Raw genomic sequence first — 15,635 nt, forward strand, 5'->3', positions numbered from 1 at the left:
GTGGTTCGTTCACCCTCAGGCTGAAGTCGCACCTCGCGGGTGGCCGCCGACCTCACCCGGGTACACCGAGCGGTCGAAGGGCGGCACCCGGCCGGCCAGGAATCGGTCGAGCACGGGTTCGGTGAGCTCCTCGCGCACGAGCGCGAAGCACAGGTGGTCGCGCCAGTCGCCGTCGATGTGGATGTAGCGGCGGCGGCAGCCCTCATAGCGGAAGCCGAGCTTCTCGACCACCCGCAGGCTGGCGGTGTTCTCGGGCCGGATGCAGATCTCCACCCGGTGCAGGCCGCGGCCGAGCATCAGGTGGTCGGTGACCAGCGCGACCGCGGTGGTGGTCGCTCCCCTGCCGGCGAAGCGGCGAGCGATCCAGTAGCCGAGGGTCGAGGAGGCGAGCGCGCCACCGGAGATGTTCGCGACGTTCAGCTGCCCGGCGAACTCGCCGTCGACCTCGATCACCATCGCCATGCCGCTGCCGTCGCGGTCGGCATCCAGCAGCGAGCGGATCGACGAGCGCGTGTCGAAGCGGCCGCTGGGGCGCGTGCCGGGCAGCGTCGCCTCCCAGCGCTGCAGCCACTGCCGGTTCAGCTGCAGCTCGGTCTCGAGCGTCCTCGCGTCGCGCAGCTTGATGGCGCGCACGGAGACGGCGCCGTGCGAGAGCCGGGGCGCAGTGTCGAACACAGCACTGAGCCTATGGCGGAACACCGATGCGCACGCGACGGGGCGGCGCCCGCGCCCCGCAACGTCCCCGGCCGCACCTCGCTACGGGCCCCGCGCCTACTCGACGGCTGTGACCGCCACCACGGTGAAGTTGTCGCGGAAGAGGTTCTCGGGGTCGACCTCGGCCTTCAGCGCCCGCAGCCGCGCGAGCGTCGCCGGCGGGAAGGCCTCCTCCAGCCGGCCGGGGCGCTGATCGGTCTCGAACGAGAGGTAGAGACCGGATGCGTGGGGCGCCACGAGCGTGTCCCACGCGGCATCGAGGCGGGCGCGGTGCGCGCCGAACGCGATCACCGAGAACGCCGCGCCGCGGTGCGCGAACGCCGTCGCGTCGCTCGCCACATCGGCGATCGCGCCGCCCATCGCCCGCAGCTGGAAGAAGTGGTGGGTGCCGGCGTCGAGGAAGCGCGCGAGCGCCCGCGCCACCTCCGGGGTGATCGAGCCGAGCAGCGCCGAGCGCGTCGCCGGCTCCCCCTGCCCCTGGTGCGCGCCGCCGGGCGCGTTGTCGATCACGCCCGCATACGGCGTCTTGATCACCTGCTGGCCCACCAGCGGCGCCACCATCGCGAACGGCTGCAGGTGCTCGACGATGGTGTCGGGGTCGGATGCGTCCACCGCGATCATCGCCTGCGCGACCCTCGGCCTGCCCGGCTGGTCGCCGCCCAGCAGCAGGAAGGGCGTCACCACGCGGTCGCTCGCCTCCGTCGCCGCGCCCCAGCGCTCGAAGAAGTCGGCCGTCTCGCTCGCGTCGAAGGCGAGCTGCGCGAAGCCGATCTCGCCCACCGGCTGCGCGACCATCTCGAAGGCGACGGCCACGGCCAGGTTGCCGCCGGCGCCGCGCATGCCCCAGAACAGCTCCGGGTGCTCGTCGCGACTCGCGCGCACGAGTGAGCCGTCGGCGAGCACCACGTCGATCGCCTCGATGTGGTCGATCGTCAGCCCGTGCTCGCGGCCCAGGTAGCCGACGCCGCCGGCGGTCGCCAGCCCACCGACACCGACGCCGCCGTAGTCACCCGAGGAGATCGCCCAGCCGTGCCCGTCGAGCACGGTCGCGACCCGGCCCCACGTGGCACCGGCGCCGATGCGCACGAGCCGCCGGGAGGCATCCACCACGTCGATGCGGTCGAGCGCACCCAGGTCGACGACGATGCCGCCGTCGTTGGTGGAGCGGCCCGAGATGCCGTGCCCGGCCGAGCGGATGCTCAGCGGCACCCGGCCCGCGCCCTCCCCCGCGAGGGCCGCGCCCTGCGAGCGGGCGTAGGCGAGCGCGTCGGCGACCTGCGCCGGGCTCGTCGGGCGCAGCAGCACGCCGGGCGCGCCGCCTCGCAGGTAGGTGTTGCGGCGCTCCGGGTACTCCCACGAGCCGGGCTCGACCGCCGTCGCCCTGAGGCTCTCGGGGATCGCCTCGTAGTCGAGCGCCTCGGCGCGCAGCGCGATCGCTGCGGCCGATAATCGCGACGCGACCGCGGTGCCGCGCGCGCGCCGCTCGGCCGCCACCTGTTCGCGCACCGCCGGCGCCACCTCGGCCATGAAGCGCTGCAGCGTGCTCGGGTCATCGGTGCTGAGGATGAAGGTGCTCGTGCCGTGCTCGATCGCGAGCTCGACCAGCTGCCCCGTCTGTGCCGGGTCGGCGAAGTCGGCGCCGATGTTCAGCAGCCGGCGGATCTCGCCCGGCTCGCGGTCGGCCCGCGCCGCTGCCTCGTCGATCGTGGCGTTGCCCTTCGCGAGGTCGCCCGGCTGCATGTAACCCAGGCTCGGCAGCCAGCCGTCGCCGAGCCGCCCGGTCAGCCGCAGCATGCGGGGCTTGTACGCGCCGATGTGGAGGGGGATCGGATGCGCGGGTCGCGGCCCGCGCTTGGCTCCGGCGGCACGGTGGTGCTGCCCGTCGACGCGCACGCCCCCTCGCTCGCCCGTGCTCCAGATCTCTCGGATGATCGCGATCGCCTCGCCCAGCGCGTCGACGCCCTGGCCGGGCGTCAGCTTCGTGCCGCCCATCGCCTCGATCGCGTCCCAGAAGCCGCCGGAGCCCAGGCCCAGCTCGACGCGGCCGCCCGTGAGCAGGTCGAGGCTCGCGGCGCTGCGGGCGAGCACGGCCGGCTGCCGCAGCGGCACGTTCGCGACGTTCGGTGAGAGGCGGATGCGCTCGGTCACCGCGGCGACGTAGCTCATCAGGGTCCACGTGTCGTGGAAGGCGGGCTGGTACGGGTGGTCCTGGAAGGTCGCGAGGTCGAAGCCCACCCGCTCGGCCAGCTGGGCGAGCTGCACCGGCTGCTGCGGCCGCTGATTCGTCGGGGTGATGAAGACGCCGAACTCGATCTCGTGGCCATAGTCCATATCTGACTCAACCGACCGCGATGCCGAGCATTCCCCGGGTGTGGGCGCCGCGCATCCGCCCGCACAGCATCCGCGCATCCTGCCTTCGGCATCGCGCATCCGCCCCTGGCCGCACCCAGGCAAACGCCCCGCTCGCGGAGCGGCTGTGCTCCTTGTTCACCCCGACGCGCTAGATTCCAGGCCGTGAACGACGACGAAGCCGCCATCGAGGACGCCAAGCGTGTGCTGCGGCGGAAGCTGCGCACCGAGCGGGCCGAGCGCGGGCCGGCGTTCTCCGCCGAGCGGGCGCCGGCGCTCGCCGCGCAGCTCCAGGCGCTCACCCGCTCGCTCGAGGCCCGCACGATCTCGGCCTACCTCTCGACGCCCGACGAGCCCGACACCCGGGCCTTCCTGACCTGGGCGGCCGAGCAGGGCATCCGGGTGCTGCTGCCGATCATCCGCGAGGACGGCCTGCTCGACTGGGCCGAGCACGACGGCACCGAGACGATCGAGGCGACGCTCGGCATGCCCGAGCCCGCGAGCGACGCGCTCGCGCCGACGGAGCTGGAGTCGGTCGACCTCATGCTCATCCCCGCGACGGCGGTCGGGCGCGACGGCTCGCGGCTGGGCGGCGGGCGCGGGTTCTTCGACAAGACGATCGCGGCCATGGCAGAATGTCCCTTGGTCTACGCAGTGGTGCATGACGAGGAGCTCTTCGACAGCGTCCCGCACGCCGGCTACGACCAGCCTGTCGACGGCGTGGTCACGCCGTCCGGGATCCTTCACCTAGCCACGAGGAGCTGACCTCATGCCCGTCTACGCCTACGCCTGCACCGCCTGCGGCAATGCCTTCGACGCCCGCCAGAGCTTCGACGAGCCGTCGCTCACGATCTGCGAGACGTGCGGCGGCGCGCTGCGCAAGCAGTTCGGCTCGGTCGGCGTGAGCTTCAAGGGCTCGGGCTTCTACCGCACCGACTCGCGCGCAGCGGCCAAGGCCGGCGCGGGCGCCAGCGGCTCCTCCGCTGCGAAGAGCTCGAGCGGCTCTGCCACCACGGCCTCGAGCGGCTCGTCTGCCGCCACGACCTCCAGCGGATCCCAGCCTGCTGCGAAGACCTCCACCGCATCCAGCGGCGGAGCCGGCACGGTCGCCTGACCGCGCCGTTCTCACCCCTTCACAACCAGCACACTCTCGAGGAGGACCCCATGGAGGGCTTCAAGAAGTTCCTGATGCAGGGCAATGTGGTCGAGCTCGCGGTCGCCGTCGTCATCGGCACCGCGTTCACGGCGATCGTGGCCGCGTTCACCGAGGCGATCATCAACCCGCTGCTCGCCGAGGCGTTCAACGCCGACGACATCGCGGGCGCCGAGGTCGGCATCTTCAAGATCGGCCTGCTGATCGCGGCCATCATCAACTTCCTCATCGTCGCCGCAGTCGTGTACTTCGTGCTCGTGCTGCCGATGGCGAAGCTCAAGGAGCGCAGCGACCGCCGCAAGGGCATCAGCGCCGACGAGCCGGTCGAGACCGACGTCGACATCCTCCACGACATCCGCGACCTGCTGCGTGCGCAGCAGGCGCCGGGCACCGCGCCGCGCGCCTGACGCGCTGCGCACCACGCAGCGCAGCCACCCGCGCCACAGACATCTGCGGCGCGTGCTGAGCAGAGGATGGAATCGGCAGATCGTCGCCGAACGAGGACATATCGTCCTCTGCTCGGGACAACTCCTCTGCTCAGCACGTGCGCCGCGCGGCAGCTAGCGGGACTCCGGTCTAGCGCTTGCCCCAGTGCGGCGGCAGGTCGCCCCAGATGCGCGCGTCGTTCTCGCTCGACTGCTTGCGCTCGGTGGGCGGCTCCCCCGTGTAGCCGGGCGACGGCTCCGTGCTCACGCGGCGGCCGCGCCGGCGGATCACCTGCGGGGCCGGCGCATCCTCGCTGCGGTCGTCGCCGGCTGCCTCGCCATCGCCGACCGGTTCCTCGCCGCGCGTCGGTCCGCTGTCGGCCGCATCGTGCGCGGCTGCCGCCTCGCCGGCCCCGGCAGCGGCCGCAGCCGAGCCGTCGCCGGCGGGACGGTCGTCGGTCACGACGTCGACGCATCCGCCCCGACGAGCTCGGCGATGCGGTCGGCCACGCCCTCGGGGTCGGTGAACAGCTCGAAGGCGTGCACGCGCATCGTGTGCCAGCCGAAGCGGCGCAGCACCTCGGGCCGCAGCCGCAGCGCCTCGCGCAGCGTGCGGTCGCCGTCGTCGTGGTCGGCTTCGATCGCCGCGCAGACGCCGCCGTTGGCCACCACGAGCGGCAGCTGGCCGTCGTAGGAGACGTCGGCCCGCAGCCCGCGCCGGCGCAGCCGCGTCGCCAGGTCGACCATGAGCGGGTCGCCGCCGTAGTACGACTGCGGGCGCTGGCCGGCGGCCGCATCGAGCAGGATCTCGCGCAGCTGCGCCGCTCCGTGCTCGAGCTTCGCCGGGTCGAGCTCCGCCGCGTCGAAGGAGGCGACGATCTGCAGCGACTTGCGCGCCCGCGTCATCGCGACGGCCAGCAGCCGCTCGCCGCCCTCGTGGCCGAGCGTGCCGAAGTCGACGTTCTTGCCGTGCTTGGTGTGCCCGTAGCCGACCGAGAAGATCACCCGGTCGCGGCTGAGCGCGCTCGCGTGCGTGACGTCGACGATGACGAACTGCTCGTCGCGGTCGGCGACCACGAAGTCGGTGAGCGCCGAGTTGTGCGCGAGCGCCGCCATCACCGCCTGCTGCACGCGCACCTCGTGCTTCTCGTTGGCGGTGACCACCATGAGCGACTCCTGCGGGCGCGAGCGCGCGTGCTGCGTGACCAGCTGCACGACCCGCTCGACCTCGGCGTCGGGGCTCTCGACGGTCGCGGCGCCCTGCTCGGGCAGGCCGTGCGCGCCGTGCACGATCGAGGCCGTCAGCGAGGCGTGGCCCAGGTAGGCGCCCGCCCACGGCAGCGCCTCGATGCGGCCCTCGTAGAAGCGCTCGTTGACGGCAGTGACCAGGTCGGCGCCGCCGGTGCGGTACGAGCGGGTCAGGTGCAGCTTCGGCAGCACCGCCCCCAGGCGCGAGAGCGCCGACTCGGCGTGCAGCTCGTCGGGGGTGGCGAGCTCGGCACTGGGGCGGATGCCGAGCGTCGAGATGCCGACGTCGAAGGGCGAGGGCGTCTGCGTGGCCGAGTCGCCCACCGCGATCACCTGGCGGGCGCGGCTGATGGCGCCCGCGGCCTCGGCGATCGTGATCGCCCCGGCGTCGGCGATGATGACCGCGTCGAAGGGGATGCGCTTGGGCACCCGGTGCAGGTCGTACGGCGAGGCGAGCCACACGGGCGCCACTGAGCGGGTCAGGTGGCCGGCGACGCGCTGCAGCTCGTCGGCGTCGACGGGACCGGCCTTGATGAGCTGCCGCAGCGCATCCGCCTCGTTCTGATGGTCGTCGACGGCCAGCCGCCACTGCTGCGCGATCTGGTGCGCGAGCCGGGCGCTGGAGGCATCCACGTGGGCCTCGTCGACGAGCGCGAAGTCCTGCTCGAGGCGGCGCAGCACGTCGGTGTTGCCGCGCAGGAGGGCGCGCTCCTTCGCGAGCATCGTCTGCAGCGCCGACTGCCACCAGGCGAGATCGAGCTCGTGCTCGACCTGGTCGTCGGCGACGTGCCGGTCGGCGAGGTCGGTCAGCAGCGCGTCGAGCTCGAGGCGCTCGATCGAGGCCATCAGCTCGGCCCGCTCCTGGATGTTCTGCAGCGCGTCGCTGGGCGCTGCCAGCTCGGCGACGCGCTCGGTGAGGTCGCCCATCGACAGGTCGATGCTCTTCGTCTCGGGCTTCAGCGCCGCGTCGAGGCTGTCGAGGCGCGCGGCCACGTCGCGCAGCCGCGCGTCGAGGGCGGCGAGGCCCGCCGGCACCGATGGGATCGAGCCATCCGGCGCCCACTTCGCCCACAGCCGCCGCTGCTGCTGCGCGGCGACGAGCACATCGTGCAGGTCGGGCACGCTGCTGCCGGGCCGCACATACTCCTCGGCGAGCTTGCGCAGCCGCCGGCGCTGCATGCCGCCGAGCGACTGGATCGCCTCGCGGCGCGGGCCGGTGGCGGTGATGAGCTCGCCCAGCGGCCGGTCGTAGATCGACGGCGTCATCACATCGAGCGTCGCGCGCACGTCGGTCAGCAGCGCCACCTGGATGCCGAGCTCGGCAAGCGACGCGGCCGGCCGCAGCTTCGTGTCGCCGATGACCTTCTTGGCCTCGGCCTGCAGCGCGTGCAGATCGCCGCCGGCGAGCGCCTTCGCGTCGTCGAAGGCAGCGGATGCGTCGCCGCTGGTCGCGAACGACGCCCCGTACCAGGGGGTGTCACCCGGGCCGTACTTGAACTGGCCGAGGTCGGCGGCCTTGCGCATGGTGGCGGCCACGCGCGGACGGTCGGTGGCGAGCTGCCGGGTGGCCTGCTCGCTCAGGCGCGCGCGGGTGGAGGGGGCGAAGGGCAGCATGGCCAGCCGCGAGAGCTCCTTGAGCGCGTCGAGCACGCTCACGTGCAGGTCGGGGTCGACGCGCTGCAGCGCCGCGCGGTAGTCGAGCAGCACCTTGCGCAGGCGCAGCATCGCCTCGTCGATCTCGTTCGTGTCGGGCTTCGCGGAGCCCTCGATGCGGCGGATCGCGGCGATCAGGTCGCGGCGCAGCGTCGCCTCCGAGACGGCGAGCCCCTCCAGCTTGGTGGCGGCGAGCCGGTCGCCGATGTCGCGCAGCGTGGCACGGCGGGGGCTGACCACGAGCACGCGCTTGTCGTCGCCGACGAGCGCGGCGATCACGTTCACGAGCGTCTGGGTGAGGCCCGTGCCGGGCAGCGCCTCGACGACGAGCGAGTTGCCGGCGGCGGCCTCGGCGATCACGGCATCCTGCTCGCCGTCGGCGTCGAGCACCAGCCGGTCGACCTCGGGGTCGCGCTGGTCCTGCGGCGTCTCGTCGGTGCCGGCGCGGCCCTCGCGCAGGCGCCAGGCGGCCTGCTCGTCGCCGCGGACGGCGTCGAGCACGTCGTGCTCCTGCTGCTGCAGATCGGCGGCCATCGGCTCGCCCACGTCGGCGTAGGTCGAGGCGAGGAGCCTCGCCTCCACCGTGAACCCGGGGACGTGCGCGGCTGCCTGCCGCAGCGCATCCAGCACCGCATTGGGGGTGAAGGTGCCGTGGCCGGAGCCGAGCTGGATGAGCTGCCGCTCGTCCAGCCGCACGCCGTGGTGGCCGCGCAGGATGCTCGCCAGCCGCGGGTTGACGAAGGGGCGGCCGAGCAGCTGCAGCTCGAAGTCGCGCCCGCGGCGGCGCACCACGAGCGGGCGCAGCAGCACCGGTCCGTAGACCTCGCGGTCGACGCCATCCGCGGTCTTGTGCGGGAAGCGGGCCATGCCGATGCCCAGGTGCACCGCGTCGATCGAGCGGGCGGCGGCGAGCTCGATGCCCTTCGAGGCGATCGCGGCGGCGGCGGAGCGGGCGGCGCGCAGGGCGAGGTCGTCGCGGATCAGGCTCGAGAGCGCCGTCGGCCGTCCGGTGATGAACTGGGCCAGGCCGCCGGGGTGCGTGGTGGAGAGCTCGATGCGGGTGGCGGTGGTGTCGATGAAGTCGGTGAGCGGGCTGCGGCCGCCGACGCTGCGGAGCGCAGCTGCCCAGGCCTCCCACTCGCCCTCGCGCTTGGCGGGCTGCATCTCGGGGGCGGGGACGGATGCGGGGGTCATGAGCTCGCGGTCGGGCCCGGCCGCGCCGGTGGTCTCGTCGAAGGCGGCGTCATCGATCGCGTCGCCGTCCGTCGGGGTGCGGTCTGTCGCGGTGCGATCCGTCGCAGCGCGGTCCGTCGCGGCGTCGCCGACCAGGTCGTCGCCGGTCTGCGCGCCGCCGACAGGCCGGTCGCCCTGGTTCTCGGTCTCGTCATCACGCACACCGCGAGGATAGTCAAGGGCAGGCGGCGCGGCCGGGTGACACTGCGAGAACCCGCAGAATCGCGCGGCTTTTCCTGCGCCGCCGGGCCTGCCCGACCAGGTCTCCTAGAACCAGGCGTCGCGCGTGCGCCGCGTGTAGACCGCGCGCAGCCAGCGGCCGGCCTTCTGCCACAGCGCGTAGCGCGGGCTCAGCGGCAGCTCGTAGGTCGGCATGTACTTGACGGGCTCCTTCGCCCACGCCGTCTTGAACGTGTAGAGGCCCTTGATGTCGCTCGTCTCCCACTCGGCCGGGTCGGGGATGTTCGCGAGCTCGTAGAGCGTGACGCCCTGCTCGTGCAGGTCCTGCATGATCTTCCACTGCATCAGGTACGGCGCGAAGATCTTCGCGTTCTCGCGGATCGAGCCCGCATCCTTGTACCAGGCGGTGTCGCCGAAGCGCATCACGAATGCCATCGACTGCACCTCGCCCTCGTAGTGCGCGACGTAGAAGTGGCCCTGGCCGACGGTCTTGTAGACGTCCCAGATGCGCTGGAAGTACTCGGGGTGGCGGAAGTAGCCGCCCGAGCGCGTCTTCGTCTCGCCGATGAGGCGGTGCATCTCCGCCTCGTTCTCGGGGGTCATCGGCACCTTCTCGACCGTCACGCCGAACTTGTTCTCGGCGGCGCGGTAGGAGTTGCGGGCGCGCTTCTTGAAGCGGGCGGCCACCTCGTCGAGCGTGCCCGAGAGGTCGACGGCGACCGCGTGCTGGTACTGGCTGGAGGCGGCCGGCACCCAGCCGTTGCGCTCGAACGCGGCGATCAGTTCGGGGTCCTCGGTCTGGAAGGTCTCCATCTTCAGCCCGAACCAGCGCTTCGGGTAGGCCTTGGCGCGCGCGGTGATCGCGTCGATCGCGGCCGCGTCGATGCCCGAGACGCGCGGCAGGAAGAGGATCTTGCCGGCCAGCGGCGCGGTCCGCTCGAACAGCTGGATCGGCAGCTCACGGCTGCGTCCGTCGTCCGTCGGCACGCTCATGACATCCCTAAGCGCCCTCCAGGGGCTCGCCTCGCGGGTCTTGGCCCACGCATCCGACTGCATGTAGTGCGCGCGCGACTGCCCCTCGAGCACCTGCGCATCCCAGGCGGTCCCGTCGGTCGCCTTCGCCGGCTTCGGCTCGCTCGAGGTGCTCATGCGCTCGCTCTCTGGTGGTCGGTGGGGGCGGATGCGCTGGCTCGCGCAGGTGCACACGGCACCGCCCTCGATGGTACCGGCGCGCACCGCCTGGGCGGGGCGTCGAGCCAGCCGGAGTACCGTCGCCGGTATGGATCTGTCGCTCTCGGCCATCGGCGCGCGGGTGCTGCGGACCCGCTCGCTCGTGCGCGCGCCGATCGCCCTGTACAAGGCTGGGCTCGGCTGGCTGCTCGGCAGCCGCATCCTGATGCTCGAGCACCGCGGCCGCAGCTCCGGCCTGCGCCGCTACGTCTGCCTCGAGGTGGTCGAGCGGCCCTCACCCGACCGGATCGTGATCGTGAGCGGCTTCGGCGAGCGGGCGCAGTGGTACCGCAACCTCAAGGCGCACCCGCAGTGCTTCGTCAGCACGGGATCGCTGCGGCGGGCTCCAGCGACCGCCCGGTTGCTGTCCGACGAGGAGTCGGCGCAGGCACTGGGTCGCTACCGCGCCGCGCGTCCCCGCGACTGGGAGCTGCTGCGGGGCGCGATCGAGAAGGCGACCGGGCGGCCGGTGGACGGACTGCCGATGGTCGAGCTCGCGCTGCGGGAGCGTCCCCTCACCCGGGGAAGCCGCTGAACGTGATCTCCTCCGGCACCTCGAAGATCGATGCCGGGCCGGTGTAGGCGGCGCACTCGCTGGCGTTCCGCTCCATCCGCTCCGTGAGGAGTGCGCGCTCCCCCTCGGGGTCCTCCGACGGTGCCCACGCGCCCGTGGCATCGGGCTCCATCCAGGTGTACACCTCGCCCTCGTAGCTCAGAAGGTGCCCCAGCACGCCTCCCGGCTCCGGCAGATCCCAGTAGACCGTGCTGCCGTCGAGGTAGACGGTCGCACCAGGCATCACCTCGCCGCCCCCCGCGAACGCCCTCAGCGTTGCCAGCTCCTGCTCGTCGTAGGTGTACTCGCAGGTGATGGCCGTCTCGCCGGCGATGCCCGCCGCCAGGGCGCTGCTGTGATCGAGCGGGGGCGCGGGCTGTTCGCCCTCGTCGGTCTGCGGGTCGGTGTCGTCGCTGTCGGTGTCGGACTCTGCGGGGGTCGTCGCGCCGCCGGGGGCCGTAGCACCGGCATCGAGCGAGCTGGCGGGTGCGCCGTCATCGCCTGCGCCGGCGCTGCATCCTGCCAGCGCGAGCGCGAGCAGGAGCAGGCTGGCGACGGGCACGACGCGTACATGTCTGCGGATGGATTCGTGGTGCATGATCGCCTTCCTTCGCTCGCCGCTCATGAGGCGCGCAAGGTGTAGTGGATGCTGCTGCTGTCGGGGTTCGTGCGCTCGGGGCCGACCACGACGACGAGCGAGTAGCCCGGCATCTGCGCCGTCCTGATCGCGTTGTCGCCCTCCACCGTGCTGTCGGTGATCTCCCAGTCGGAGGCGTCGAACTGCGCGACGATCGCCGCCTCCACGATGATCAGCTCGTGATCCGTGACGTACTCGCCCACGAACAGCGGGTCGGTGCCGGGCATCGCAGTCATCTCGCGGGTGCACGGGTAGAAGGGGATCCCCAGCTCTGCGAGCGGATCGGGGCGCGCTGCGACGTCGCCGAACTCGGCGTCATCGCATGAGCCGGCTTCCGTCTCGACGGTTGCTGCAGCGTCGGCGGCGGACTCCACCTCGACCTCGGCGGCGACCTCGGCGTCGGCGTCGGCGGAATCCTCAGTCGGCACCGCCGTGCTGGTGGACGGCGGCGGGGCCGACGGCGCGGCACCGGAGGTGGCGCATGCGGAGACGCCGAACAGGAGCACGGCTCCCAGCACGATTCCGCGCCAAGAGCGCCGGGCGATGGGTCGTGACATGGAGGATCCCTTTCCGGGTTTGAGCACGCCAGATGCTGACTGCTCCAAGCAACCAGGTACCGCTCACAGCCGGCTCACACGCCGCCGTTCTCCGCTCCGCTGGCTCATCCGCCGCCCGCGTGAGCGACCTGTGAGCGGCGCCTGCTCAACTGGCGTCGCGACGCCGCTTCGTGGCGCTGCGCTTCCATGACGTCGAAAGGCACGGATCATGACCGACCCCAACGCTCAGCCGTACGCAGGACCCCCAGCAGACGGCGCCCAGCCCTACGCAGCACCCGCAGCGGGCGGCGGCCAGCCGGCACCCGCAGCCTCCGCTCCGCTCAGCGCGGCGGAGGACGCGCAGTGGGCGATGCTCTCGCACTTTCTCAACGTGATCGCGGTGATCCCGGCCCTGATCATCTTCATGATGTTCAAGGATCGCGGTCAGCGCGTGGCGGTCGAGAGCAAGGAGGCTCTCAACTGGTCGATCAACATCGCCGGCGTCGTCATCGTGCTGAACATCGCGAACGTCATCCTCGGGTTCATCCCGGTGCTCGGGCTGTTCGCGTGGATCCTGGTGACCGTGCTGCTCTTCGCGATCTACATCGCGCACATCATCTTCTGCATCAAGGGAGGGATGAAGGTCAAGGACGGCGGCTCCTACCGGTACCCCTGGAACTACCGCTGGATCAAGTAGTCCACGCTCGCGGCCGCGGGCGCGCCCTCAGCGTCCGCGGTCGTCGCCTCCGGTGCGCAGCAGCCGGAAGTCGTGCCGGCGCAGCAGCCGCAGCACCAGCGCCCTCGCGCCGCCGAAGGCGCGCAGGCCGGCGTCGGTGCCGTACGGCTCGACCGCGACGATCTCGTGCTCGACCCCGTCGACGACCAGGACGCATCCGCCCGCCGCGACGATGTTGCGATACCAGTTGACGTCGTCGCCGTAGGTCAGCTCGCAGACGAAGCCCTCGGGCACCGGCGCGACGATGATCGGCGTCTCGAAGGTCTTGCCGCTCGTGCGCCCGACGTGCCGCACGAGCGAGAACGGACCGACCGAGGCGCGCGCCGCCCTGCTCGTCAGCTTGTTGAGCGTGTGCTTGATGAACCAGAGCCAGGCGCGTCGCATGACGCCATCATGCTCCTGCGGGACCGTCACCGCCGTCGCAAGCGACCGGGCCAGGGCGGTGTTGCCCGCGGTCAGGCCGGCTTCGTGGCCTTGCCGTCGAGCCAGAGCGTGTCGCTCTCGTCGCGGTGCGCGCCGGTCGAGCCGACATGCTTCGCGTCGATCTGCGGCCCCTTCTTGATCACGTGCACGAGCGCCATGCCGTGCCCGCGACCGAGGCCGTAGTCGGCCTGCAGCCACTCGAGGATGACGCCAGCCTTCACGGAGGCGTCGTCGTAGCCGCGCTGCTTCGCCTGCTCGACGAGCTCGCGCGGGGTGAGACCGGTCTTGTCCTCGATCGCGTCGAGGTACGCCTGGAACGACATGGCGAGAGCCTATTCCGCTCGGGCACAGGCAGGAGGAAGATCTGGCCCATGACGAAGTTCCTGATCTCGTTCCCGGCCCCCGCGATGCAGATGCCCGACGCCGAGATGCATGCGGTGTCGGATGCCTCGCATGAGGTCGTGCGGGAGGCGAAGGCGGTCGGCGTGTGGATCTTCGGCGGCGGCATCGACGAGGGCGTGCCGCCCGTGATGGTCGCCGGCGACGGCACCGTGACCGAGGGGACCTACCCGCAGACCAAGGAGCTCACCGGGGGCTTCGCGGTGCTCGATCTGCCTGACCGCGAGGCGGCGCTCGAATGGGCCGCGAGGATCGCGGAGGGCTGCCGGTGCGCGCAGGAGGTGCGGGAGTTCATGCACGACCCGGAGTCGTGACACCCGGAGTCGTGACACCCGGAGTCGTGACCGCGCGGCGCCGAACGATCGGTGCCCCTGGAGGGATTCGAACCCCCAACCAGCTCCTTAGGACGGAGATGCTCTTCCATTGAGCTACAGAGGCAGGGCCCGACGAGTCTAACGCGGGCCGGACGTGCGAAGCGCCCGCCCCCCGGTGCGGGGACGGGCGCTCAGCGCGTGGGTTCAGCTCACGTGATGTCGATGAAGACCGGGGCCGAGCCACCGATGTTCACACCCGCGACCACCGTGTTGTAGCCGCTCCAGCCGCCGTGCACCGCGCGGCCGCCGCCGATGTAGATCGCGACGTGGGCGCTGCCGGTGCCGCCGTTGGAGTAGTAGATGATGTCGCCGGGCGAGGCCGCCGACATGGGGATGGTGGGCCCGTAGTTGAACAGGTTGCCCATGCCCGAGTAGCCGAGGCCGACCGCGGCGATCGACTTGCGCACGAGCGCGGTGCAGTCCTGCGCGACGCCGACCTGGGCCAGCGCGGCGTTCGCCACGGCGCTGCCGGAGACACCGGCCGCGCCAGCGCCCGAGGCTGCGGCGGCCGAGGAGGACGAGCTCGACGAGCTGCTGGAGCTGGAGCTGGAGCTGGCGCTGGAGGCCGCGGCAGCTGCCTGCGCCTGCTCCTCGCGCTCAGCCTCGACGGCCGCCTCGAGCTCTGCGCGAATCTGCTCGAGTTCGGCACGCGTCGTGGCCTGCACGTCGAGGCGGACATCCGCGAGCGTGCTCTCGCCAGCGGTCACCACGCCGGAGACCTGCTGCGCGTCGCGGGCGACGAGCGCCGACAGCGACTCCTGCGAACTGGTGTCGGAGGTGGAGGCGAAGGCCGGCAGCGCAAGCGGGGTGGCAAGGGCGGCGGCAACGGCGATCACGCCGACGCGACGGGCGCCACGCACGACCGAAGCGCGGTTGAAGCGCTTCTTGCCGGGCTCGGTGCCGGTCAACTCGGTAGAAGTCGTCACAGGTTCATGCTCCAAAACTCTCGTTGCGTAGAACGTGCCGCTGGGCGACACATCGAGCCACGTTACCAAATCGTTACCGATTTGTCACCAGACTCGCAGGTTCACCCGAAACGGCGCACGTCGGGCGTGCCGAACGCGGCGACCATCGCCGAGTAGTTCGAGTACTTGACGGGCTTGCCGCTGGTCGCGGCGTGGATGATCTGACCGTTGCCGGCGTACACGGCGACGTGGCCGCTCCACACCAGCAGGTCACCCGCGGCGACCTGCGAGGCGGGCACGGCTGTGCCGTAGCCGCCCTGCGCGCCGGAGGAGTGGGGAAGGTAATAGCCGGCCTGGCCGTAGACCCAGGCGGTGAAGCCCGAGCAGTCGAAGCCGGTCGACGGGCTCGAGCCACCCCAGACGTAGGGGGCGCCGAGCTGCGACTGCGCGATGCCGACGATGCCGCTGTTGGCCGGGATGCTGACGGTCGCGGCGGCGGCTGCGGTGCCGGAAGCAGCGGCGTCGGTGCCGGCCGCGTTCGCGGCGGCAGCCTCGCGCGCCTCGGCGAGCTCGGCCTGGCGGGCCTCCTCCGCCTCCTGCGCTGCCGTGCGGAGCTCCTCGAGCTCCGCAGGCGTGGTGCCCGACATGCCGTCGCGCGCGATCGCCTCGACGCGGGCGTCGGCGGCGACCGTGACGGTCTGCGAGTTCTCGGCGATGATGCTGTCGAGCTGCTGCTGCGAGAACTCCGGGCTCTGCTGCGAGAACGCGGCGGCCGGCAGCGACAATGCGCCGACCAGCGCCGCTGCGATGCTCACGACCCCGAGGCTCTTGGCGCCGCGGCGCACCGTTCCTGACATGGTGCGAGCAGGGCCGCTCGCGACCGCGAC

The 15,635-nt window shown here is 72.0% G+C and carries 17 protein-coding genes and 1 tRNA gene; 6 read left to right on the forward strand and 12 right to left on the reverse strand.

All coding sequences use genetic code 11. The annotated features are described in order from the left end of the window. Positions 1 to 15: 15 nt before the first annotated feature. Together BM288_RS02415 and BM288_RS02420 are read right to left on the reverse strand one after the other, a co-directional pair. Positions 16 to 675 carry a GNAT family N-acetyltransferase gene (locus tag BM288_RS02415; RefSeq protein WP_092915492.1) on the reverse strand — a complete coding sequence of 220 codons (660 nt, stop codon included), beginning with the start codon at positions 673 to 675 and terminating at the stop codon, positions 16 to 18. Positions 676 to 771: 96 nt separating this feature from the next. Further along, positions 772 to 3,045 (reverse strand): LLM class flavin-dependent oxidoreductase, encoded by a 2,274-nt coding sequence (locus tag BM288_RS02420; RefSeq protein ID WP_092915494.1) that lies wholly within the window; start codon positions 3,043 to 3,045, stop codon positions 772 to 774. A gap of 183 nt (positions 3,046 to 3,228) precedes the next feature. Here BM288_RS02420 and BM288_RS02425 point away from each other — a divergent pair, with 183 nt between their 5' ends. Genes BM288_RS02425 through mscL form a run of 3 tightly spaced genes read left to right on the forward strand, consistent with a single transcriptional unit; the run spans position 3,229 to position 4,623 of the window. Further along, on the forward strand, positions 3,229 to 3,828 hold the full coding sequence (locus BM288_RS02425) for a 5-formyltetrahydrofolate cyclo-ligase (protein ID WP_092915496.1): 600 nt from the start codon (positions 3,229 to 3,231) through the stop codon (positions 3,826 to 3,828). 4 nt (positions 3,829 to 3,832) lie between these two features. Next, the gene (locus tag BM288_RS02430) at positions 3,833 to 4,177 is read left to right on the forward strand and encodes an FmdB family zinc ribbon protein (RefSeq protein WP_092915498.1); all 345 of its coding nucleotides are present in this window, start codon (positions 3,833 to 3,835) and stop codon (positions 4,175 to 4,177) included. Positions 4,178 to 4,227: 50 nt separating this feature from the next. Next, complete coding sequence (gene mscL / locus BM288_RS02435; RefSeq protein ID WP_092915500.1) at positions 4,228 to 4,623, forward strand: large conductance mechanosensitive channel protein MscL; 396 nt, start codon at positions 4,228 to 4,230, stop codon at positions 4,621 to 4,623. 169 nt (positions 4,624 to 4,792) lie between these two features. On the opposite strand, the gene BM288_RS02440 is transcribed toward mscL, so the two are convergent. From BM288_RS02440 to BM288_RS02450, 3 genes are all read right to left on the reverse strand, one after another. Then, the gene (locus tag BM288_RS02440; RefSeq protein WP_092915502.1) at positions 4,793 to 5,104 is read right to left on the reverse strand and encodes a hypothetical protein; all 312 of its coding nucleotides are present in this window, start codon (positions 5,102 to 5,104) and stop codon (positions 4,793 to 4,795) included. Further along, positions 5,101 to 8,937: an ATP-binding protein gene (locus BM288_RS02445; protein ID WP_092915504.1), complete on the reverse strand. Its 3,837-nt coding sequence runs from the start codon at positions 8,935 to 8,937 to the stop codon at positions 5,101 to 5,103. Before BM288_RS02445 ends, BM288_RS02440 begins: the two co-directional genes overlap by 4 nt. A 105-nt stretch (positions 8,938 to 9,042) precedes the next feature. After that, positions 9,043 to 10,104 carry a lipid II:glycine glycyltransferase FemX gene (locus BM288_RS02450; protein ID WP_177220221.1) on the reverse strand — a complete coding sequence of 354 codons (1,062 nt, stop codon included), beginning with the start codon at positions 10,102 to 10,104 and terminating at the stop codon, positions 9,043 to 9,045. 130 nt (positions 10,105 to 10,234) lie between these two features. On the opposite strand from BM288_RS02450, the gene BM288_RS02455 reads away from it, so the two are divergent. Next, a complete protein-coding gene (locus tag BM288_RS02455) occupies positions 10,235 to 10,720 on the forward strand; it encodes a nitroreductase family deazaflavin-dependent oxidoreductase (RefSeq protein ID WP_092916193.1) in 486 nt (161 codons plus the stop codon). Here the strand turns inward: BM288_RS02455 and BM288_RS02460 are convergent. Then, complete coding sequence (locus tag BM288_RS02460; protein WP_143102989.1) at positions 10,701 to 11,336, reverse strand: hypothetical protein; 636 nt, start codon at positions 11,334 to 11,336, stop codon at positions 10,701 to 10,703. The two genes, BM288_RS02455 and BM288_RS02460, sit on opposite strands and share 20 nt — an antisense overlap. 23 nt (positions 11,337 to 11,359) lie before the next feature. Beyond that, the gene (locus BM288_RS02465; protein ID WP_143102990.1) at positions 11,360 to 11,932 is read right to left on the reverse strand and encodes a hypothetical protein; all 573 of its coding nucleotides are present in this window, start codon (positions 11,930 to 11,932) and stop codon (positions 11,360 to 11,362) included. A gap of 208 nt (positions 11,933 to 12,140) precedes the next feature. On the opposite strand from BM288_RS02465, the gene BM288_RS02470 reads away from it, so the two are divergent. Continuing rightward, a complete protein-coding gene (locus BM288_RS02470) occupies positions 12,141 to 12,608 on the forward strand; it encodes a DUF4870 domain-containing protein (protein ID WP_092915512.1) in 468 nt (155 codons plus the stop codon). Between the two features lie 27 nt (positions 12,609 to 12,635). On the opposite strand, the gene BM288_RS02475 is transcribed toward BM288_RS02470, so the two are convergent. Continuing rightward, the gene (locus BM288_RS02475) at positions 12,636 to 13,031 is read right to left on the reverse strand and encodes a PNPOx family protein (protein WP_092915514.1); all 396 of its coding nucleotides are present in this window, start codon (positions 13,029 to 13,031) and stop codon (positions 12,636 to 12,638) included. A 71-nt stretch (positions 13,032 to 13,102) separates the two neighbouring features. Next, entirely contained in the window at positions 13,103 to 13,393 is a 291-nt protein-coding gene (locus BM288_RS02480) for a DUF4287 domain-containing protein (RefSeq protein ID WP_092915516.1), read from the reverse strand. A gap of 48 nt (positions 13,394 to 13,441) precedes the next feature. Between BM288_RS02480 and BM288_RS02485 the strand changes: the two genes are divergently transcribed. After that, a complete protein-coding gene (locus BM288_RS02485) occupies positions 13,442 to 13,783 on the forward strand; it encodes a YciI family protein (protein WP_092915518.1) in 342 nt (113 codons plus the stop codon). A 52-nt stretch (positions 13,784 to 13,835) separates the two neighbouring features. Here the strand turns inward: BM288_RS02485 and BM288_RS02490 are convergent. The 3 genes from BM288_RS02490 to BM288_RS02500 form a co-directional block, all read right to left on the reverse strand. Further along, positions 13,836 to 13,907, reverse strand: a tRNA-Arg gene (locus BM288_RS02490). An 85-nt stretch (positions 13,908 to 13,992) separates the two neighbouring features. Further along, a complete protein-coding gene (locus tag BM288_RS02495) occupies positions 13,993 to 14,769 on the reverse strand; it encodes an NlpC/P60 family protein (protein WP_177220222.1) in 777 nt (258 codons plus the stop codon). Positions 14,770 to 14,870: 101 nt separating this feature from the next. Beyond that, complete coding sequence (locus BM288_RS02500) at positions 14,871 to 15,563, reverse strand: C40 family peptidase (RefSeq protein ID WP_143102992.1); 693 nt, start codon at positions 15,561 to 15,563, stop codon at positions 14,871 to 14,873. Positions 15,564 to 15,635: the final 72 nt, after the last annotated feature.

Source organism: Agrococcus baldri (genome assembly GCA_900114805.1).
Classification (GTDB): Bacteria; Actinomycetota; Actinomycetes; order Actinomycetales; family Microbacteriaceae; genus Agrococcus; species Agrococcus baldri.

Coding starts and splice junctions, on each gene's coding strand:
- BM288_RS02460 (WP_143102989.1), bottom strand. CDS start 11,336: ATGCACCACGAATCCATCCGCAGACATGTACGCGTCGTGCCCGTCGCC.
- BM288_RS02475 (WP_092915514.1), bottom strand. CDS start 13,031: ATGCGACGCGCCTGGCTCTGGTTCATCAAGCACACGCTCAACAAGCTG.
- BM288_RS02420 (WP_092915494.1), bottom strand. CDS start 3,045: ATGGACTATGGCCACGAGATCGAGTTCGGCGTCTTCATCACCCCGACG.
- BM288_RS02470 (WP_092915512.1), top strand. CDS start 12,141: ATGACCGACCCCAACGCTCAGCCGTACGCAGGACCCCCAGCAGACGGC.
- mscL (WP_092915500.1), top strand. CDS start 4,228: ATGGAGGGCTTCAAGAAGTTCCTGATGCAGGGCAATGTGGTCGAGCTC.
- BM288_RS02455 (WP_092916193.1), top strand. CDS start 10,235: ATGGATCTGTCGCTCTCGGCCATCGGCGCGCGGGTGCTGCGGACCCGC.
- BM288_RS02430 (WP_092915498.1), top strand. CDS start 3,833: ATGCCCGTCTACGCCTACGCCTGCACCGCCTGCGGCAATGCCTTCGAC.
- BM288_RS02450 (WP_177220221.1), bottom strand. CDS start 10,104: ATGAGCACCTCGAGCGAGCCGAAGCCGGCGAAGGCGACCGACGGGACC.
- BM288_RS02465 (WP_143102990.1), bottom strand. CDS start 11,932: ATGTCACGACCCATCGCCCGGCGCTCTTGGCGCGGAATCGTGCTGGGA.
- BM288_RS02480 (WP_092915516.1), bottom strand. CDS start 13,393: ATGTCGTTCCAGGCGTACCTCGACGCGATCGAGGACAAGACCGGTCTC.
- BM288_RS02485 (WP_092915518.1), top strand. CDS start 13,442: ATGACGAAGTTCCTGATCTCGTTCCCGGCCCCCGCGATGCAGATGCCC.